The organism is Halobacteriovorax sp. RT-2-3 (assembly GCF_047085075.1).
GTDB lineage: Bacteria > Bdellovibrionota > Bacteriovoracia > Bacteriovoracales > Bacteriovoracaceae > Halobacteriovorax_A.
In genome coordinates this window covers 303,356-325,086 of record NZ_JBKIYF010000001.1, presented here as the reverse complement: position 1 = coordinate 325,086, position 21,731 = coordinate 303,356, and the positions used below count along the sequence as shown (strand labels likewise).

At 37.8% G+C, this 21,731-nt stretch carries 11 protein-coding genes; 7 read left to right on the top strand and 4 right to left on the bottom strand.

Translation table 11 applies throughout. The features are described 5' to 3' along the window. Nucleotides 1-9: 9 nt before the first annotated feature. Nucleotides 10-1,206 carry a PLP-dependent decarboxylase gene (locus ACMAYX_RS01445; RefSeq protein ID WP_103217213.1) on the top strand — a complete coding sequence of 399 codons (1,197 nt, stop codon included), beginning with the start codon at nucleotides 10-12 and terminating at the stop codon, nucleotides 1,204-1,206. Between the two features lie 9 nt (nucleotides 1,207-1,215). Here the strand turns inward: ACMAYX_RS01445 and ACMAYX_RS01440 are convergent, their stop codons facing one another. Further along, nucleotides 1,216-5,391 (bottom strand): hypothetical protein, encoded by a 4,176-nt coding sequence (locus ACMAYX_RS01440; protein ID WP_412471421.1) that lies wholly within the window; start codon nucleotides 5,389-5,391, stop codon nucleotides 1,216-1,218. A gap of 154 nt (nucleotides 5,392-5,545) precedes the next feature. On the opposite strand from ACMAYX_RS01440, the gene ACMAYX_RS01435 reads away from it, so the two are divergent. Continuing rightward, nucleotides 5,546-6,670 carry a succinylglutamate desuccinylase/aspartoacylase family protein gene (locus tag ACMAYX_RS01435; protein WP_412471420.1) on the top strand — a complete coding sequence of 375 codons (1,125 nt, stop codon included), beginning with the start codon at nucleotides 5,546-5,548 and terminating at the stop codon, nucleotides 6,668-6,670. Here the strand turns inward: ACMAYX_RS01435 and htpX are convergent. Further along, the gene (gene htpX / locus ACMAYX_RS01430; RefSeq protein WP_412471419.1) at nucleotides 6,667-7,551 is read right to left on the bottom strand and encodes a protease HtpX; all 885 of its coding nucleotides are present in this window, start codon (nucleotides 7,549-7,551) and stop codon (nucleotides 6,667-6,669) included. The two genes, ACMAYX_RS01435 and htpX, sit on opposite strands and share 4 nt — an antisense overlap. Nucleotides 7,552-7,743: 192 nt before the next feature. On the opposite strand from htpX, the gene ACMAYX_RS01425 reads away from it, so the two are divergent. The 3 genes from ACMAYX_RS01425 (at nucleotide 7,744) to ACMAYX_RS01415 (ending at nucleotide 11,916) form a co-directional block, all read left to right on the top strand. Next, nucleotides 7,744-9,096, top strand: coding sequence for a cyclic nucleotide-gated ion channel (locus tag ACMAYX_RS01425; RefSeq protein WP_103217209.1), 1,353 nt, complete (start codon nucleotides 7,744-7,746; stop codon nucleotides 9,094-9,096). 82 nt (nucleotides 9,097-9,178) lie between these two features. Beyond that, nucleotides 9,179-10,564: a TldD/PmbA family protein gene (locus ACMAYX_RS01420; protein ID WP_103217567.1), complete on the top strand. Its 1,386-nt coding sequence runs from the start codon at nucleotides 9,179-9,181 to the stop codon at nucleotides 10,562-10,564. Then, nucleotides 10,564-11,916: a TldD/PmbA family protein gene (locus ACMAYX_RS01415; protein WP_412471418.1), complete on the top strand. Its 1,353-nt coding sequence runs from the start codon at nucleotides 10,564-10,566 to the stop codon at nucleotides 11,914-11,916. Before ACMAYX_RS01420 ends, ACMAYX_RS01415 begins: the two co-directional genes overlap by 1 nt. Nucleotides 11,917-11,958: 42 nt before the next feature. Here ACMAYX_RS01415 and ACMAYX_RS01410 read toward each other — a convergent pair whose 3' ends face one another. Both ACMAYX_RS01410 and ACMAYX_RS01405 read right to left on the bottom strand, forming a co-directional pair. Further along, nucleotides 11,959-16,218, bottom strand: a complete 4,260-nt coding sequence (locus tag ACMAYX_RS01410; RefSeq protein WP_412470621.1) for a hypothetical protein — start codon at nucleotides 16,216-16,218, stop codon at nucleotides 11,959-11,961. Nucleotides 16,219-16,390: 172 nt separating this feature from the next. Continuing rightward, a complete protein-coding gene (locus tag ACMAYX_RS01405) occupies nucleotides 16,391-17,737 on the bottom strand; it encodes a KamA family radical SAM protein (protein WP_412470620.1) in 1,347 nt (448 codons plus the stop codon). 83 nt (nucleotides 17,738-17,820) lie between these two features. Here ACMAYX_RS01405 and ACMAYX_RS01400 point away from each other — a divergent pair, with 83 nt between their 5' ends. Together ACMAYX_RS01400 and ACMAYX_RS01395 are read left to right on the top strand one after the other, a co-directional pair. Next, nucleotides 17,821-20,022, top strand: a complete 2,202-nt coding sequence (locus ACMAYX_RS01400; protein ID WP_103217205.1) for a penicillin acylase family protein — start codon at nucleotides 17,821-17,823, stop codon at nucleotides 20,020-20,022. Nucleotides 20,023-20,097: 75 nt separating this feature from the next. After that, a complete protein-coding gene (locus ACMAYX_RS01395; RefSeq protein ID WP_412470619.1) occupies nucleotides 20,098-21,702 on the top strand; it encodes a hypothetical protein in 1,605 nt (534 codons plus the stop codon). Nucleotides 21,703-21,731 lie beyond the last annotated feature (29 nt).

Below are 21,731 nucleotides of genomic sequence, written 5' to 3'. Positions count from 1 at the left end.
AAATTTTTAATGGAAAAAGTTTTAACGAAGTTAACAAAGAGATTAGATTCATCATTTTATTTCTATGATTTAGATGCCCTTGAAGAGCATCTGCGCTATATCACAGACAATAAGGATGAAAGTATAAAGCTTTACTATGCTTGTAAGGCCAATCCTCTGTCTTCGATTTTAAAACTTATCAGAAACCTTGGAATCGGCGTCGATGTTGCTTCCAAGGGAGAGCTTACCCAAGTTGTGGCCAGTGGTGTGAAGTCTTGTGACATTATCTCTACTGGCCCAAGTAAGTCTCGAGGCTATATTAGAACTCTACTCGAGCATGAAATTAACTGTGTCGTTGTTGAAAGTATCTATCAACTAAAGTGGTTAAATGAACAAGCTAAGGAGCTAGGGATTAAGGCCCGTGCCCTTTTAAGGGTACAACTTGAATGGGACACTCAAGAAAAGTCTGTTCTTGGTGGAGATGAAATTACGGCCTTTGGACTTGATGAGGACACGTGGTCATCAATCGATTTAAATGAATACGAAAATATAGAGGCCATTGGCTTTCATGTTTTTCAATGGGGAAATATTCTTGATCCCAAAAGACTTGAAGAGGTTTGGGATAAAACCTGTGAGCGCATCAATACTCTTGCTAGCAAGATGAATATCACTCCAGAGGTCATTGATCTTGGTGGTGGCCTTGGTATTCCATATCAAAATCAAGACGCGCGAATAGATTTTAAAGATATTAATGCTGCCCTTATGCGCTTGAAAGCGAAGCATAATCTTAAGAAAATTTGGATGGAACTAGGACGCTTTGCCGTTGGTGAATGCGGGTTATATTTAAGCCAAGTCATTGATCGAAAAAATGTACGTGGCCAAGAGATTCTTGTACTTGACGGCGGTATCAATCATATCGCACGACCGGCCCTTACGGATCAGGCCTTTCCTTGCCGTGTTTTAAATGAAGATAAAAAGGCCAAAGAAACTAAGGAATTTCACGTTCACGGTCCTTTGTGCACATCTCTGGACAAGCTTGGGGTCTTTGAATTACCACAAGATTGTGACTACGGAGATTGGCTAGTTTTCACTCAATGTGGCGCTTATGGCTTTACTGAGAGTATGCCATTTTTTCTTTGTCATAATCTACCGGCGGAAGTTGTTTCATACAAAGGAGACGTTATGATTCCTAGAACAATTAAAACAAGTGCCGATTGGGTTGAATAATCTACCAAATTATAAAGTATTTAAAATTGGAATATTTTCCAGTTGAATATTAGGCGGGGCCATTTGTCTAAGCTGCGCAGGAGTAAGTCTTGGAACTCCTCTACCTGGGCCATTAGAGCTTTCAGAAGCACAACTTTCGCCATCACACTCATTTACGACATACTCTGCCTTACCTTCATTTAACCCTGTAATAAATAGTTTTGGATCACTGAAGTTTTCAGTTGTAACTAATTTAAAGTCACCTTCTGTGGCCTTACACTCAACAGAGACAATGTAGGCATAATCATAAGAAGATAACTCGTATTCCTTACCACTTTCAAGTGAAGAGTTTAAGGTACTTACTTTTTCTTTACGGTTTCCATCGTCATCTTCTTCAAAATATGTCTTTTTAATCTTACAAGCACTAACCTTTGTCGCTTCAAAAGTTACAGTAATAGCAGGTTTCGAACCATTGAAATCAATATTAATATCTGCATCTGTACTTGCCGGTGCTGCTGGAGGTTCAGGTTGAGCTTCATCAGTAGGCTCTGTTGCTGCTGGTGGATCTGGCTCATTAATATCTAGCTCGTGCTGAGTATCCTCACCGCCACCTAAATATTCCTCAACTACTGTAGCAATAGTCGCTTCAATCGCACTTGAGCCTTGAGCAGCATGAACACCGGCCAGTCTAACACCTGGGTTTGCAAGTAATCCAGGTCTCACTGATCCATTAGAACCAGAAGTTAATCTAGGTGCATTTACCTGATTCGTAATATCTGTAAACTCACCTTCAATTGTAATTCCATCATTAACAGCTGTCTTAGTGTCACTAGCTGTCTTTGCATCACTTGCTTTTTTATTAGCGGCCTTAATTAGCTCTATCTTATCATCTGTTCTGGCAATTGTATGGGCCAATTGTCTGGCCTTATCAACAATACGTTGTCCTGTTTCCTTTATTAGGCTTCCCGGATTTGTTGGAACAGGAAGATTAGCTTGAGTCGGAGCAGGAAGTCCGAGGGCCTTCTCTCCAGCAATTGCTCCTTGCGGAGTCCCATGTGGAGCGCGAGCTGGTCTTGTAATAAGAGCATTTGAGGTAGTTGATGCTATTTGCGGCGTCGTAGGCTTACCTGAGCTTACCGCTTGTCTTAGAACTTCACGACGAGCAGTTGAAGCAGCACTTGGGCCACTAATTAACTTATCAATGATAGATGGATCTCTTGATGTAACAAGGTCAAGAATCCCCTGTGCTCTTTGCTCACCACCTTTAGCAACATCTTTACGATAGGCCAAAGCAAGTAAGTCCATATCACTTAGGCGCTCGCCTCGAGTAATTTTACTTTCAATATTTTGGTAAGTCGTGGCCTTTTGAAGGTCACTTAAACCAGAAAAATCATAGATTCCATCCTTAACATCATCAAGGCTACGAACAGCTCCATTCATTTGCGGAAGCTGAGTTTCTTTAAAAACAAAGTGTCTCTCTGCTCTCATTGCCTGACCTTGAGCAGTCTTAGCATCAGAAAGAATTTTAATATTATCAATATCAATACCAAACTTAAGGACAACACCTTTATCAGTTACTGTTCCTAGTCCTGAATCAATGATGGCCTGATAATTATCAGAACCTTTATTGATAATTAGACCACTTCCATCCTCAAGTAGCTTTCCTTCTTTTAATGTTTCCATACGCTTTCCTAAACGCGTATAGAAAACAACATTTGGGTTAGCGGCTTCATCAAATCCATTAATATAGCTTCTCACCTCTGGAATGAGCTTATCAGATAAGAATCTTGCATTAGTTAACTTACCACCAGATTGGTTTTCAAGTCTTCTTAGCATCGCTGGAACTTGTGACTGATCATCAACAACAGCAACGGCCTTACTCGTCGTCGTTGGTGCCGGAAGTCCAAGAACCTTAGGTGGAGGTAGTGCAATAACAGATTGAGACTTTGGTGCGTTCAGCAATGTTTTAGTATTTAAGATTCCAATTGGTGCAGGAGATACATTTGTCGTTGTTGTCGCGACCTGTGTACCTTTAGCTGTTTTAGCGACAGCTGCACCAGTCGTAGAACCTGCACTTCGGCCAGCTCTTGTTGCACTCAGGGCCTCAGCACCATATCTTGCTACAGCTACACCATCGGTTGCAACACTAACAAGTGATAAACCAACGGCAATCTGACCACTAAGTTTTTGAGACTCAGCAGCTGCAATGGCCTCAATATTTTCTTCAGTTGAAGAAAGGCCAAGAGAGTGTTTTGTATCAGTTGTATCAAGCTGTTTATTAGCATCATTAATTTCTCTTACACCTACGGCCGCCTCACCAACAATTAGTGCAGAACTCGCTGAAGCAAGTGCAATCCCCACTGGGCTTCCGATTCCTGTCATGACAAGGGCGCCAGATAGTGCCATCCCTGCCCCGGCCATTGTGATATTTGCTAGCTTCCAAGTTTCATCATTGGCATAAATATCGCGCATCTGACTGCATAGGAATGATGCTTGCATATCTTGTAGGCCTGGAATTGCACGATTGTTCTTGAATGCTTGCGCAACAAGATATGGCCTATACTTTAGAAGATCCTTTAAATCGTCATCCATATCGTTAATATCTTTTGACGAAGATGGAATCTTGTCTTCAAGATCTTCTAAGTCTTCAAGCATATTTTCACTTACAGTCTTATCTAGATCTGCAAAATCACTTGTAGAAATTGCACTTGCTGGCTTACTTGTCCCAAATAAAGAAGTTTTCTCCGCACAGTCCTTTGCAAAGTCATTTGATGGTGCATGAAATTTCGAACGAAATTCATTTGTTGCGTAATACTTTCTAAAATCAGGGTTTTCATTAGAAAAACTCATTAAATTAGAAACATAATTATTCTGTTCCGTCGCGATAAAGTCTTTATACGCTCGAGAACTTCTTACAGTTGTACAATATGGTGTATCACCCATGTAGTAGTTTCCTACCTGAGATGAAGTTACACATGGAAATTTTGTCTTAATTTTATCACATTGATTATTGATTCCATCAAGTAGATCATTAACTTTTGATCTTAACTCTCCCTTATTAGTCTTTTTGATTTTTCCATCAGCGATGGCCTTTTTAAATTCATCTTTTGCACTATTTAGAATACCTAAAAAAGGCTCCTGTGCGAAACTTGGAGATTCCTTTAAAATTTTATCAATTGCACGATCAAGATTATTCTCACTAGCACCATCAGACTTAAGTTTATGAAGAATATAATTCTTCATTGAAAGTTCACTTCCAATTTTTAAACTATCATCTAGAAGAGATTTAATAGAAGAGTGTCTCTTAATTCGTCCAAAATCCTCAGAAAGAGTATTTAATTCAGAACTACTCACACTTTGTACTACTTGGTCATTACTACAAGCAACTTGAACAAGAGTATCACCAATATTTCTTGAACTCATAAAGAAAGTTCCAAGAGTATTATCTTCAGCTTGTGCACGGTAATCTTTTTCACAACGTGAAAGGATACCGACGCCTTTAGAAAGCCCTAGGCCAACACCCTTTTCAATACCTTCTTGATTCTCTTTTGCCTTAGCAACACTTTCTTTAATCTTAGCAATTCTATCTTTTTGTTCTAAACAAGAAGCATCGGCCATATTATCACGACAAAACTCTTCAACTTGTGAAGCAAGATCATCAAAGGCCTGCATCTTCTTTTCATCGTCTAATAATTCTTTCACAATTTGAGGAGTGGTATATTCGCTTGCAGAATTCTTACATGCTCTTGTACCAAAGTTAGAGCTACTACTTCCCTTTTGACGAGCATTAACACAAGCGCCACGCCCATCTTGACCTGGGCCAAATAGTAGAGGATTACATCTAAGCTTTAAAATTTTATTACCAAAGAAACTGGTCTCACATGAGATACTTTTTGGGATCTGACACTTACCATTTACTAGTGTAGACTTGTGTCCCGCAAGGAAGCACTCACTTGAAGCGGCGTATGCTTCTTCAATTAAGAATTGGAATGTATAACGATTTTTATACTTTCTTGCATTTTCAATTTTTTCATGAAAATCAACAATTGAATTATGATAGTACTGAAGCGTGATAAAGTTCTTATACTCTGGTTTAGTTAAATCAAGCGTATAAATACGTTGACCTACCTTAGCACTTGCAGTTGTTGATAGAACTACTGCTAGAACTAGAAAAGCTGAATATAAAAGTCGACTTATTTTTATCATCGCTACCTTATCGTCTGGCCATCAGAAATTACTTAATTATTATTTAAATTTTGATTAATTCAAACAACTTACGGGTTTTCATGTATAATTAGATGGTTATCTGTCAAATTTCGAAAATTTAGTGACTTATAAATGAGGCACTAGGGAGTTGAGCATGTCTAATTGGAAACTAGAAAAAAGCACAATTGCAATTGATGAAACAAACCACGCCCAGTACCAAATTCATATCTACGATTTAATACCTGATAAAATTGATGAGAATGTGCCAACAATCTATATCCAAGCAAATGTTCATGGAGCTGAGCTACAAGGGAATATGGCAATATTCAAACTCTTAAACCTTTTAGAAGACGAAGAGATAAATGCAAGAATTAGGATGATTCCTAATGCAAACCCATATGCGACATCAGTAAAGATGGGAACATATACTTATGGACGCTTTAACCCGATTACAGGAGATAATTGGAATCGAATGTATCTAAACCTCTTTGCTCAAAAAGAGGGACAAGGATTCATAAGTGAAGAAGAGATTAAGGCCTGTGAAAATAAACAAGCTTATAAAGAACTTCTTAAAAGTAAATTTTCTGAATATAGAAGTTACCACAAGGCCTATGGTATTGATGAGAATAAGAACCTCTTTATCACTCTTCAAGAATTAGCAAGTGATGCGGATATTGTTCTTGATCTCCACACAGCAGGTGTTGGTTGTCGCTATATCTATGGGCCAGATTATCTTAAAAATCAGATGGCAGATTTTAACTTTCCATTTCATCTAGTGATACCTCCTGAGTTTGGTGGTGCAATGGATGAGGCCAGCTTTTTTCCTTGGGTTAAATTTCATAAAGTCCATGAAAGTGAAAATAGCTTTGAATCATATACGCTTGAGTTAGGAAGTGAAGAAGTCATCGACTCTAAGGCCGGCCAAGTAGATGCAATCAATATTTATAACTACCTTGTAAAAAGAGGAGTTATTGCTTCTAGCGAAATCAATACAAAAGAGAATGCTCAATACTTTTGCGAATTAAAGAATTACAAGGGCTTCTTTTCACCAAGTGCAGGCTTTGTTGAGTACCATAAAGCACCAGGAGAAAAGTTTAAAAAAGGTGAAAAGATCATGAGTGTCTATCATTTCGATAAACTTGAAAGCTTAGAAGAGGTTATCTCCCCTATTATCGCCCCTTGTGATGGGATTGTGATTAATCATGCCCCAAGTTCAAATGTGAAAAGGGGCATGAGTATATTAGAAGCTTTTACGAATTTTACGTTAAAGGAATCTTAAAGTCCCGATTGTAGCGCGCGAATGCGCTTATCAAGACTTGGGTGAGAACTAAAAAGTTCAGCAAAAGATGGACCACTTGAAATCTTAAATGCAGTAAGATTTGGATCTGAGTTATCAACCATTTTTGTACTTTGTTGTAATTTTTGAAGGGCCGCAATCATCTTGTCACGCCCTGCAAGTTTCGCACTTCCAGCGTCTGCTCGATATTCACGAAAGCGTGAAAACCACATTGTAATTGGCATAGCAAGTAGACCAAAAATAATATCGAGAACAAAAACAAGTGCCATATGTGCCAAAGGTCCAAGTCCCGGTCCTTCCTCGTCATCTGAACGAAGTGCATTTGAAATTACCATAGCACCAATACGAGATAGGATCATAACAAAAGCGTTAACGACACCTTGAACGAGTGCCATTGTCACCATATCACCATTAGCAATGTGAGCGACTTCGTGACCAATAACACCTTCGGCCTCATCACGGCTCATTGTATGAAGGAGACCTGCTGAAACCGCAACCATTGAATTATTACGGCTTGGCCCAGTGGCAAAAGCATTTACTTCATTTGAATTATAAATATAAACTTCTGGATTCTTAATCCCACTAGCGCGAGCATATTGGTGAACCGATTGAGCAACCCATCCATAATTAGGATCATTTGGAGAGATCTCTGTCATGCGATAGGCCATTTTTGCCATGAATTTAGAGAGGGCCAAAGATATAAAAGACCCACCAAGTCCCCAAACAGCACAGATGATGATCAGGGAATTATAATTCATTCCCGCTTCGGCCATATAGCCGCGAATACCAAGTAAATTAAGAACAATACCGATTGTGGCAATGACCAATATGTTTGTAAGTAAAAATAAACCAGATCTTAGCATTTTAGATTAACTCCTAAAAAATAATATTCTTAATATCATAGAGATTAATTCTAAATTTGGTCAATAAGACAAATTATTGTTTACAAAAATTTAACAATTCAAAGTAATAAACCAGAAAGGCCTAAAGAAATATAATAAATAACCGACTATTTAATAAGGAACTGTTAACGATTTTCATTTAAAAAGAGCAAAATGATCAACAATAAACACATTACAAGAAAAGAAATTTTATGGAATGCGATCATTTTTGCAGCAGTTATTTTTACGGCCATCGAAGCGCCGTTTTCATTTATCTTTCAAACTAAAATTCAACAGTGGCAACTCTTTTGTGACTTTGCAGTATCCTCGCTATTTGTTTGTGACTTGATTATTAGAATTCGTAAGAAGAGATCGCAGAATATGAGCTTTACGTCTAAGGCCCATAAGAATAAGTGGTATGCACTAATAGGGATCGATTTAATCGCCTCTATACCCTATGATATTTTAAGTTACGCATTTGGCTTTCATGCCTTTACTTATTTTAGGCTCTTTCGCCTAGTGCGAATTGCACGTCTCTTTGAGATGGTTTCAAATCTGGCCTTTGTTCCTAAGATGATTAAATTCACAGCTGTACTTACACTCTTTATGGTTGCTGTACACTGGATTAGTCTATGCTGGATTATGATCACTCCTATTGACCAGTCTCTTGTACAAGATCGTGCAACTCACTATATCACTGCCATGTATTGGACAGTAACGACACTGACAACGATTGGGTATGGAGATATTACGCCAACAACTAATGAAGGGCGCCTCTTTACCATGGTTATTATGATCTTAGGCGTTGGTGTCTACGGTTTTGTTATTGGTACAGTCAACAAGATGGTCCAAGATGGTGAGCGCTATAAGCAGCAAAACCGTGAAAAAATGCATGATCTAGTTAGTTTTATGAAGCATTACAACGTTCCTGAACGTCTTCAGCAAAATGTTTATAGTTACTACAATCACCTTGTCACAAAAAGATTAACTGAAAATGATAATAAGATTATTAATGAACTGCCTCAAGCACTTCAAGGAGAGCTTACAGTTTATATGAATATAAAACTTATTCGTAATCTACCTATCTTTAAAACACTAAGTTCAAGTTGCTTAAAAGAAGTGGCCGCGGCCCTTGAGCAAAAATACTATGGGCCAGGCCAAACAATAATCAATATTGGTGAAACTGGACACGAAATGTACCTTATTGGTCACGGAAGTGTTGAGGTTATCCTGAGTGATGGAAATGTTGTTGCAACTCTTCACGAAGGCCAGTTCTTTGGAGAGAGTGCTCTTTTACACGACACCAAGCGAAACGCTAATGTTCGCGCCATTGGTTATTGTGAGCTTTATAGACTTGATAAAGATCAATTTGATGAAATCACAACTCGTCATAATGACCTACTCGTTAGTATCACAAGTTTAACAACTCGCCGTTCCACAGATCGTTCAGAGCGTCACAGCCCAAGCGTGAAACGTGTTCAGCAAAAGCTTAAGGATCAGGAAAAAAACGAACCAGAAGCAGCTTAAATTCAACTCAAAAACGCTTGTTGCCTTTTAATCACCCCCATTCTTTGTTAAGATATTCTAATATTTTGGAGGAAACACAATGATGTTAGATAGTACAATTGCAAAGGAAGTTATCGACTACGCACTTCTTCGCGGCGCTGACTTTGCAGAAATTTTTGTCGATCGCCAAACGTTTGAATCAATCAGCATTAAGAGTTCGAATGTTGAAAATATTGAAAACGGAATTAACTTCGGAATTGGTATCCGTTTATTTTATGGAACAAAAGTTCTCTACGGTTATACAAATTCAACAAATAAAGAAGAACTACTCGATATTGTTTCATCTTTAAGTGCAAAAGATCTTCGTGATCCTCTCGTTACTGCAACAAATTTTAATTTTGAGAAACCAATTCAAAATCACTTTGTTCAAACTGGACTTAAAAACAATATTTCTCTTGATCAAAAAATTCCACTTCTACTTGAAATTGATCGCCTGACTCGTGGGACAACAGATAAGATCACACAAGTTCCAATTGGAACAAGTCAACGCTTCCAAGAGGTTGAAATTTTCAACTCTGAAGGACTTCACGTCACAGATGAGAGAAACTATGTACGCCTTAGAGCGTCTTGTATTGCATCTGACGGAACGATTCAAGATAGTGCTGGTTATTCACCAGGAGCGATGCTTGGGTGGGAGTTCATTCAAGGTCAAGACCCTAAGTATATTTCGGAAAAACTGGCAAAAGAAGTTTTAACTAAGCTTAAGGCAAAGCCATGCCCGGCCGGAAAAATGCCAGTAGTAATTGATAATGGTTTTGGTGGCGTTATCTTCCACGAAGCTTGTGGTCACTTACTAGAAACTACTTCAGTTGCTAAAAAAGCTTCTGTTTTCTGGGATAAGATGGATCAAATGATTGCCTCTAGTGTAGTTAGTGCCGTTGATGATGGTACTAATCAAAACTACTGGGGTTCAATCAATATCGATGATGAAGGAATGAAGACACAAAAGACTCAACTTATTAAAGACGGTAAGCTTACAAGCTTTATGGTTGATAAGATGGGTTCAATGAAGACTGGTTTTGAGCGTACTGGTTCTGGACGTCGTGAAAACTATAAATATGCACCAACTTCACGTATGAGAAATACTTATATTGAAGCAGGTAAGGATAAGTTTGAAGATATGATCGCTTCAATTGATCACGGTATCTACTGTGCTCAAATGGGTGGTGGTTCAGTAAGTCCTGGTACAGGTGAATTTAACTTCTCTGTTATCGAAGGTTACGAAATTAAGAATGGAAAGATTGGAGATCCTGTAAAAGGGGCCACTCTAATTGGAACAGGCCCAGATGCTTTAAAGCAAATATCAATGGTTTCAGATAATCTTGATTTTGCGGCCGGTGTTTGTGGTTCAATTTCAGGTGGAGTAAACACAACAGTTGGACAACCTGCCCTTAAAGTTGATGAAATTCTTGTGGGTGGAGGTAAATAATGAGTAAGAATAAAACAGAGCTACAAAAAGACTATATTAACCGCACCCTTAATATGGCAAAGGATATGGGAATCGATAACGTTGACGTTATCATCTCAGGATCTGAGTCATTTTCACTTAAGGCCGAACAAGGTGAATTAAGTGAATATAAGAAGTCAAATACTGGAGCTCTTGGAGTACGAGTTGTAAAGGATCAAAGAATCGGACTAAGTTTTACAGAGGACTTAAGTGACGAAGCGATTCGCACAACCTTATACAATGCTTCTCAAAACTCAAAGTTCTCAAAAATAGATGAGCACCAAATAATCGAAGAAGGAATCTCTGTCGATGACGCTAATCCTAGTGTGAATATCGCTCACACACCAGATGCAAATGAGATGATTGAAAAGTCTCTCTATCTAGAATCAGAAGTAAGGCGTCGTGATGAAAATTGCCAAAGTGCTCCTTATAACGGGATTGCAGAAGGTGTTTCAAACTTTGCCATTGGTAACTCAAAAGGTGTTCTTTGTACTCATCAATCAAAGGCATACACAGCATATACTTCGGCCCTTGTAAAAAAGGGAGATAAAAATGCTATGCACTACCTAGCAGATACCAAGAGAGACTTTAGGGATCTTGACTATGATAAGGTCATCAATGGCTCGCTAGAAGTAGCTAATAACTTCATCGATGCTAAACAAATTAAAACTGGTGACTATGACGTAAATTTTGAAATTGATTTATTTGATAATATTCTTTCAAGCTTTATGCTTCTATTTAGTGCACGTGCGGCCATCGATAAGTCAAATCCATGGCGTGACAAGCTAGGAGAATTAGTTGCTGACTCTCGCCTAACATTTAAAGACGACCCTTTCTATGTTGGTGGTTATAGTGTTTGTCCATTTGATGGAGAGGGAAAAAAGAAACAAGTAAATACTCTTTTAGAAAATGGTAAACTTGCCCAGTTTCTACACAATAGTGCCACAGCAAAAGAGCTAGGTCTTGCCAATAACTTCTGTGCCACTCGTGGAGCGAAGTCTGCACTAGGAGCAACGACTTCAAACTTCATCATTGAAGCTGGTACAAATACAAAAGACGAATTTAATTCTAGACGTTATGTCGAAATCCTAACAGCTCAGGGCCTTCACAGTGGGATTAGACCAATTAGTGGTGAATTCTCACTTGGTGTAAGTGGGCGTGTATGGAATAACGGTGAAATTGAAGGTTATTTTAAAGATGTAACAGTTAGTGGTAACTTCTTTAAAATGCTAAGTGAAATTGAGCTAATTGGTGACAAGCTTGAAGAATCGAGTGACCACTCATTCTTTACACCAAAAATTCTTTTCAAAGATTTAATGATTGCAGGATCATAATACTGAAAGATTAAAAAAGAAGGCCGCTTATCGCGGCCTTTTTTATTTGAGCATTTTTGGAAATGCAGATTCTTGATAGCGTTGAGAAATCAGTTCAAATAGGGTTACACCTTCACGCTCCCACTCCTTATCATCTCTTTGAAAAAGGTTTTGGCGCTGGCGCTTATCTTTAATATTTGAAATATAATTTTTAAGTTGGCCTGCAGTCATCTTTTGATCACCAAGCATAACCATCGCACCATCATCCATATCAAAAAGTCCGTCAGTCTCATCAAGGTTATCAAATGAAATTGCAGCAATTGATCCATCAGCTCCGATACCATCCGTACCAGCGCCACCTGAACCATTTAGGCCATCGCCACCACTTCCAGCTCCATATCCTTTTGCTGCGCGTGCGTTCTTAGAGTTTGAAGAGAGTGCATCTGGATTGATTTCCCCTTGAGTATAACCTTCACCAGATAAACTTCCATCACCACGGCCCTGATTGGCCATACGATTTTTAATACGAGATGCCGCTGAACTTCCTAGAGTTGAATTAAGGAAAGAATCTGTAAGTGAAGAAAGGTTTGAGTTATGCTCAGCACTTCTTTTATCTGCAATTCTTTGAAGAGAAGCAAATTCACCACTCTTACCACGTTTTGCAAGGGTGTCTTTCATTAGTTGTGTATCTTTACGTCTCTTAGCATTGCGATCAAGCTGCTTTCTAATACCATTACTTAAACGAGAAATAGCTGAGTTAGTTGAATTTCCACCTGTTTGAAGTTTTCCACTAACTGTCGAATCAAGAGTTTTTTCACCCTTAAGTGCATCAGCAAATTTAACGCCTGCAGTACTAAAACCACCTAACCAATTTGTAAACTGGCCAAATCCATTATTTAATTGAACATCTGGAATACCACGGTGTGTTTGCTTGCGCTCAACATTAGTGGAAGCATTAATACCGTCGTTAACAGTATGATAGTAATTATGCATTTTTAAAGCATATGCTGCCGTTCCAGAAAGGTTTGCTAGTGTTTGTCCCATGAAATTATTAAGTTTTGCAATTAACATTTCAAAGTACGGAATAAGACCAGGTGTTATATAGTAGTCAAGACGACTCACCTTTGGCGCATAAAAATGGTAACGATAAGCATATTGGGCAAATTCATCGGCCATTCTTCTACGGTCTTCAGTTTCTTTTTCATCACCATTATCTTCTGAAACAAGAGTCGATAAGAAATAGCCTCTTGCATGGTCACGATAGAAATTTGTGATTCGATCATTAAACACATAGTAATTGTGGATATCATTCTTTCCAGCATTAAATGGAATCTTTGTGCGTGAAGTATAATTTGTCGAATACAGGCTCGACATATCTGGTAAGAACGGATCTAGTAGTTTAAGTGCAACACTTCCCTCTTTTTTAGCATAAGTATTTCTCGTACAAGCACCTGCAGCAAGTTCCTTATTACAGACATCATTATTCTGGGAGTGAAAACTCATACATTTAATCTTGTATTTTCGGCCGACTGGAACGCGTGCAATCTTCCAAGTCGAGCTGGTTCTTGGTCCACAAATATTTTCTGGCCCTCTTTCAGGGTCAAGATCAACATCGTAGTCACTACCAAATAGTATCCCACCTGTTGTGATATTTACGAGATTTCCAATAAGACTATTCTTATGGAGTCCAAAGAACTTCATTAACTTCATAATCCAACATACAGGATAGAGACACTTCTTACCAAGAGTGTACCTCTTTCCATTGTATTTGATGTAATTCCAATTGTATTCCTTAAGCCACTGCACAGTGTATTCAAAAAGGGCCGTACCAGCGCTAATATTTTGTAGAGTTGCATCTTCAATGGCCTTAATCTTCATCAGGGCCATATCACGTAAAAAGAGAGTAAAGTCCATACCATGGCCCTTTGCTGTCTCTTTTCTTGCATCTGTAAAAGTAACCTTACCATTTTGAACAAACTCTCCGTAACGAGAAGATTTTGTACACTCACCACTTCCAATACAAGCAGTTACTTGATCTAGGGTTTGCACAAAATAGTCTTGTTCTCTATCTCTAAGAGAATATCCATCATTTTTAACAACAGCATTTCCTAGAGAGTTTTCTTCAACAGCGGACTCACCACCAAGGGCCTCAACACCTTGCTTTTCTTTTTCTGTGATTGTTTGCATATAGTCTTTATCAGAAACCTTCTTACAGTTTCCACCAGTCTCATCACAAACTTCTTTTTCATTATTTAAAACGTAAGTGTCATACTTTCCTAACCCATTACAATTAGCAAGGTAATTGGCCTCAACATCTGGCTGAAGCCAGTCTTCTGGACTCATCGGCCCTACAGTATCAACACAACGACACATCATCTCAAGAGATCTTTTCTTTAAAACAGAATAGAGTTTAAATTGAGAGTGCTTATACTTAATGGCCTCAAAACGAACCACATCGCGAATATTATAGCGTCCAGCACCAGACTTAGGATCATTGCCATCAAAAGTTTCAAGAAACTTTGCATCGTCTTTCATGTAGTAATTTACAATATTATTACGTGCTTCTGGTGTAAGCTTTCCGTTATAGAATAAGTGAAGGAATATTTTCTTTTCATTCTTTGGTAAATCTTCAATATAATTTGTGATCTCTTTTAAGGCCTCTTCACCCACAGTGTAATCAAATTCATCCCACAGCGGTTTACCACGTCCTACGATAGAGGGATCGAAGCGAGAAAAATTAAATCCACGCATTGAATTCGTTTGAATATTCCAATTATACGGTTGGTTGTCTGTTCCAGTATAACTTCCACTAGCAGGACGATATGTATTGTACTGAGACTTAATATGAAAGAAGTCACCTTCGTCCTTACCACCAGTAGTATAGTCCATTGCATACATCATCATCATAACTTCAAAGTAGTCATTTGACTGAGCAGATAAAAAGTCACCAAATAGATTTACACGACAAGACTTCATATCTGAGACGTAAACATCTTCAAATAGAGGTGAAGCATTTTGATGGCCATTATAAAGAGTGTAGTCAGGGTCAGTTGTCTCCTTCCCTGTCATCATTGAAATATAATTTGCCTCTACGACTCCATCATTAATAGTAATCTTAGCGTTATCAATACATTGATTAACAAGTTTCATACGAGTGCTATGGTCTGAACCGAGAGGAGCACCCTTATTGGCACAAGAAACAATAGCATTTTGATATGGGGCCGCAAATTTATTAAAGGCATCACTTGAGTTTTGAGGATGCTTTGGATTTGCCTGCGTCTCTTCTTTAAAGTGATCTAGTAATTTAGTGGCCTCACTTGTTTTTGCAGCAACTTGTTGTTGATGAGAGTACTCTGTTGAGACACCAACGTATAGCTGCTCAAAACATTCCTTACGAGGGTAACGAGTTGGAGCATCATTATCATATACTCTTTCAGGTTTTGATAAACATGAATTGTACTCACTATCAACAGTTGCCATATATGTACTAGCTCTAGAGCTTGTGACCTGATTATTTGATAGTAAAGCACTCAATTTTGACTTAAGAGTAGAGACCTTAGATTGAATCTCTGATGAATCACCTGCATTGCCAAAGGCATGGGCACTAGGAATTAATAAATTCATCAGCTTTGAGAATGTTGGTAGAATTGGAGCACAAACTCCATTTGAGTTTTTAAATAGAGACTCACAACACTCTCCGCCTTTATCAGGTCGTTGACCAACACTGAAACAACTTGAGCACTTATAATTTGCACGACATACTTTTCGAGTCTTATCACATGAATTTGAACAACATTCGCTATCTTTTGAACAAGAGTCTTTTTCAATACTACATGTATTAATATTTGTTAGACGCTTCATCTTCTTGCATGAGCCAGACTCACAAAAGTCTTCTAAAGGAGAACAAGCTTGATTTTCTTTTTTTGAAACCAGACACTTCTCATAAACATGTTTTGAATTTGAATAAAGAGGAAGTCCACATACTGTACCTTTCACACATTGATTAGTTGGTGAATAACATGGGCCACCTTTTGGAATAAATTTTGCTTCTGTATAAATTAGAAGAGATAATTCTCTAGCACGAGTGTTTACGGGCTTTTTCTTTACTTTATCAATGAGAAATTGAATATATTCATCACTAGTGCCATCAAGGTTTTCTTTCATATAAGCTTTTAAAGCTTTCTTATCGATTTCTTTTCCCTTGCCAACAATTGCCTCTAGCTTTTTCGCTTCTTCAGTAGCAAGCTTGGCCATTTCATTTGAAGCATAGGTATGAAAATTGAACAAGGTAGTGAATGTGAATAATATTATGAGACGAAACATATTTCCCTCTTAATTCCCTTAAGATTAAATTTATATATATTTTATCGGAATAATGAGTAATTTACTCAAGCAGAATATAAATCTTTAATTTTAGGTACAAAATTCGGAAAATCAACAACTTGCGTGTGCCAACTTAATGCCACACACAAGTGTAATATTAGATACTTAGCTTTTACTTAGCTTTAGCGATTGCTTCGTCAATCATGGCCTTACGAGTGGCCGCATCTTTCCATCGATCCCTAGCATCTGGTGCTAATTTATGAATCGGATCAAAATAAGTGAATAACTTATCTGGCTTAACATAAGGTGCTCGCCAAACAGAGATTCCATTTTCTTGATCATAGTACTCATAAGAAGCAACATGGCGTTTTCCACCACCTCCAGGAAGGTCACATACAAAAGTAGGAGTATTGAAACCAGCAGTCGTACCACGAACGGCCTTTTCTAGCTCTTCACCTTCTGCAAGAGTTGTTCTGAAGTGCTCACAACCAGGAACCATATCGTGCATATAAACATAGTATGGCTGTATATTCATATAACCAAGCTTACGAGTTAATAGAACCATCGTATCAACATGATTATTTACGCCCTCTTGAAGTACGGCCTGGTTACGAACAAGGATACCTTCACTAAAAAGACGATCCATGGCCATTTGAGACCATTTCGTAATTTCAAGTGGAGAAGAAAAGTGAGTATGGATCACCATTTGTTTTCCAAAACCCTTGGCAAGATTATTAACCTTAATAAGCGCTTCCATCCACGCATCATCTGTTAAGATCTTTTGTGGAAAAATTGCAATCCCTTTCGTAGCATAACGAATACGACGAATATGAGGGATCTTTAATAAGTTTTCACCAATGTATTGAATCTGCTTAGGGTTAAGCATGAATGCATCCCCTCCAGAGATAACAACATCCTCAACTTTTGGGTGAGCTGCAAGGTATGCAAATACATTATCCCAATGCTTCTGATTTGCACCATATGATTCTTTTTCTACTGTCTCAGTAGAGCCACCAATAACACGAGAGCGTGTACAATAAGCACAGTAAACTGGACAAATTGTTAGAGGTAGAAAAAGGACCTTATCTGGATAGCGGTGAGTTAGCATTGGAACTGGTGAGTCGACATCTTCACTTAAAGAGTCGGCCATATGCATTGGGTGATCTTCTAGGAATTGAGATCCAATAGGAAGGAATTGCTTTCTTAAAGGACAGTTTACAGGGTCATCCCAATCAATTAATGCAAATACATATGGAGTGATACGAATATTCATTGGAGTTATATGTTGACCTTGCTTTAGGTCTTCAAAAAACTCATCTGAAATTTTATCACCAAGAACTTTTTTAACTTGGTCAATTTTTCGAATCGAATTCTTAAGTTGCCACATATGATCTGAGAACTCGCCTCTAGTAACATTTTCCCAAGCAGGAATTTGTTTCCAAAAGTCATCATTTCTAAAATTTCTGTGTTCTAAATCTGGAATCTTCGAGTGATCTACGCCTTGATCAATTGTCGTCATAAAATAATCCTTGAATGTAATTTTACATATTATATCCTAAAAAATTCCTTTTTAGGAAACGCTAAACGTGTCATTATTAATATATGGAAAAACCTAATTTAGATTATACCTCAGATGTTTTAGATAATGTCACTAGACAGATTTCATGCGAGAGCGTCAACTCTTTTCTCTTCGCTCAAGGTTACTATCACGGCAAAGATCGTTTAATGCAAATGGAGATGTTGCGTCTAATCGCACAAGGTCGTTTGTGTGAGTGCATTAAAGATAGTGAGGAAACTTTTGCAATTGATAAGTATATGCGTGAGTTGGGTATTAATCACTATGCTAAAGAAGAAGTACAAAATATTGATGAAGAAACAAATAGCTTATTAACACACTATGTAGATGGGATAAATAAGGCCATTCACGAAGCTTATCCCTTTGAATTCAAAATTCTTGGCCACAAACCAAGTGCGTGGACAATAAGTGATACAATCCTAACAATTAAAGCAATGAGCTTTCTAGGACTGGCCCAAGGGCAACAGGATCTAGAGAAATTAATTATTCAATTACTACAGAACGCGCAAAAATTAGACGACAAAAACGATCAACAAACACAGGTCGAAAGAATTAAGTCACTGGCCAAAGGTGCTCTTGATACAATTACAGATAGTGAAGTTAATCTTGTTAATAAAGTTAGAATCTACAATCCACTTATTCCTGAAAGTTATAAATTTTTAAAAAACATTCCAAAGATTCAAGCTTCAAATAACTGGGTTTCAAATATGCAGGGACATGCAATACATGCCTGTGACCCGCATTTAGAATGTAATCGACTTCCTGCAATTTGGTATGAAATGAAGGCCAATATAAAAAATGTTGGTAACTTTTTTGGTATTTCTATGCCTGGTGTACCAGGATTTGTTATGGGAAGAAGTGATGATACGGCCTTTTCTTTCACATACGGCTTCATGGATATGGTAGATCACTTCATTGAAGAGGTCCGTGACAATAAGTATCGTTTTGAATCAAACCTATTTGATTTCAAAATAAGAAGAGATCTCATTAAAAGAAAGAAGAAAGAAGATGTTGAAATATATATGCGTGAAACTCATGCTGGCTTTCTTGAAGTCAATAGTGAGCTAGAGAGCATAACTGATGGACACTACTTATCGATGGCGTGGTCATGTCGAAAAAGAGGTGGCGCAAAAACACTAAAGGCCATCATAGATCTTCTCTACGCAAAAAATGTCGATGATTTATTCGCATGTGTTTCTAATGTGGCCATTAGCTGTAATTGGCTATTATCAGATTCAAGCGGAAATATTGGTTACCATCAATCTGGAGTACTTCCAAAGAGGGCCCATTCTGGCCTATACCCTGTTGAAGGTTATTTTAAGCAAAATATCTGGCAAGGTTATCATGAAGGCAATCAGCTATATCATTACAAAAACCCTGATATTAAAATAATTGCAACTGCTAATAATCGAATTCAGCATGAGCAATTCCCAACGGCCATCAATGCGCCGATGGCATCTTATCGTAAAGATAGAATTGAAGAGCTATTGATTGGCAACAAAGATCATAACGTTGAAATGTTTAAAAAGATGCAATCTGACACATTCTCAAGACAAGCAGATCTTTATATTAACGTTTTTCATTCAGTCTTTGAAAAGAATGAGATAGGCCAACGCCTAATAAATTGGAAGCGCAACTATGATGTCGACAATTGTGAAGCAACTTTATTTGAAGATTTCTATCGCACCCTACTTAAAGACTTCTTTAGTGATCACCTTCTAGGAGAACAAGTCACAACTTATTGTATGGATGAAACGTCAATTATCGCTGACTTCTACGGTTTATTTGATCGTATTTTCCTAACAAATGATATTGACCATATTTGGTTTAAAGATAAAAAAGAAAAAGAACACTATATTCAAAAAGCACTAGAAAAAAGTCAACTCCAAGCACCAAAGAATATGCGCTGGGGAGATAAGAATCGTTATAAGATGAAGCATATTTTATTTGATGGAAAACTCCCTGCTTTCCTAGGCTTTGATATTGATAATGTTGAAATACCAGGCAACCGATCGACCATTACCCAAGGGGCAGTCTATGAGGCCCATGGTAGGACGACTTCTTTTGTACCTTCATGGAAAATGGTTACTGACCACAATCAAGCAGACGTCTACACAGTCTTACCAGGAGGCTTAAGTGATCGCAGGTTCTCAAATAACTACAAAAGTGATGTAAGTAACTGGATTAATGGGCTTTACCGCCACAATGTAATCACGAATGGTAAGTGACTAACCTATTAATACTTGGTCTGTAAGCTTTACAGGCCAAAGCTGCTATTCAAATAAATTTGCTATAAAGAGAGAATGAAAACTCTATTTATATCGCTACTAATTGCCTCGTCACTGCCTTTAACAATTAAGGCAAAAGAATATAATAGTTTAGACTTTCAAAAGTCTGCGGCCTCATATGATAAGCAGCTTCAAGCTGCTTTGATGGACTTCGTTTATGAGACAAAAGACATTGCCTATCAAACGACTTTTACTCCACGTTATATTGTTCGCTACCACGAGAGACTGGAATTAATAGCGGCCTACGAACAACTCGACTACTTACTACATGTACATGATGAAGCAGTAGAAAAAATCACTCATCATATAAGAAAGAAAAATAACGCCAAGGCACTAGAGCTTATAAGAATTCGTACTTCCAAGTACAAAGCAATGCTGTCACTTATGAACTACATGATGATGTCAGGTGAAAACTTTATCTCAGTCTTTTCAGATGACTTTGAAGATATAAATTACGAGTCGAAACATTTTGAAGCAGATTTCAAAGAAACAAAACGTCAATTAAGCGACTCCAATCGTGTAAATAATCAGACAGGCAGAAATCATATCTCAGCTCCTTATAATCGCTATCAACTGAGATACATTAAAGCTGCGACAATCACAGATTTTCACAATCTCGACGATGAAGTGTTAAAGCTTGCAGGTAACGATAAGGGCCTAAAGCTTCTTGTTGAAGATATTGAAAATGATATTGAAGAAGCTCGCCAAGAGCTAACTTCATTTAAAAGCTTACTTAGAGAAACAAGTTGGAATGCTGGCCGCTATACAATCTTCTACAATATCAAAGAATTTATTTTAAAAAGTTTTAGCTATATTGCCCTGCCTATAAAGCATGCAATAAAGGTAGATGAGCTTAAGAAAATTTCTGAGGCAGAATTTGAACCAGGAGACGTTGGTGCAATCCAACGATATGGAAAGTTATCTAATCTCGTATTTAAAGGTAACTGGACCCATGGCCTAATGTTTATTGGAAAGTATTCTAAATTTAATAATTACTTTAAAGACGATATAGAAACAAATGAAGTTTTTGCAAAAAGGTGCGTTAGCGAATTCATGAAATGCCAGGACTATATGTCGTATTTAAAAGAGAAATATCCTGAGTCTATGAAAGAATATGAAGATAGTGAAAAACAGGGTAGGCCATATGTAACACTTGAAGGACTAAAGCCAGGTGTTGTTTTTATGGAACTAGGTCCATCAATGGCCTGGGATAATTTGGTTATTCTTCGACCTAACCTAACAAAGAAAGATAAGGCGCTTGCACTAGAGCGTACATTTAAAAGTATTGGAAAGAAGTATGATTATTCATTCAATGGAAATTCGTATTCTCGTTTCGTTTGTACGGAACTTATTCAATACTCTTATGAAACAAATCCTAATGAAGACAAGCAAGGAATTGAATGGGATGTAAACCTTGTGATGGGCAAGCCTGCAATGTATGGCTTTGATTTAGTACAAACATTCATCAATCAAATAGAAGACCCTACTCGTAAAAATCAATTAAGTCTTGTCGTCTACATGAAAGGACTTAAGAAAAAAGAACTTGAGCAAAAGGGAAAGACTCCGGATTTTGGAACGGCCAAAAGAGGAACAATACAAGAATTAAAAGAAACATTATAAGAAAAAGAAAGGCCGCTTAAAGCGGCCTT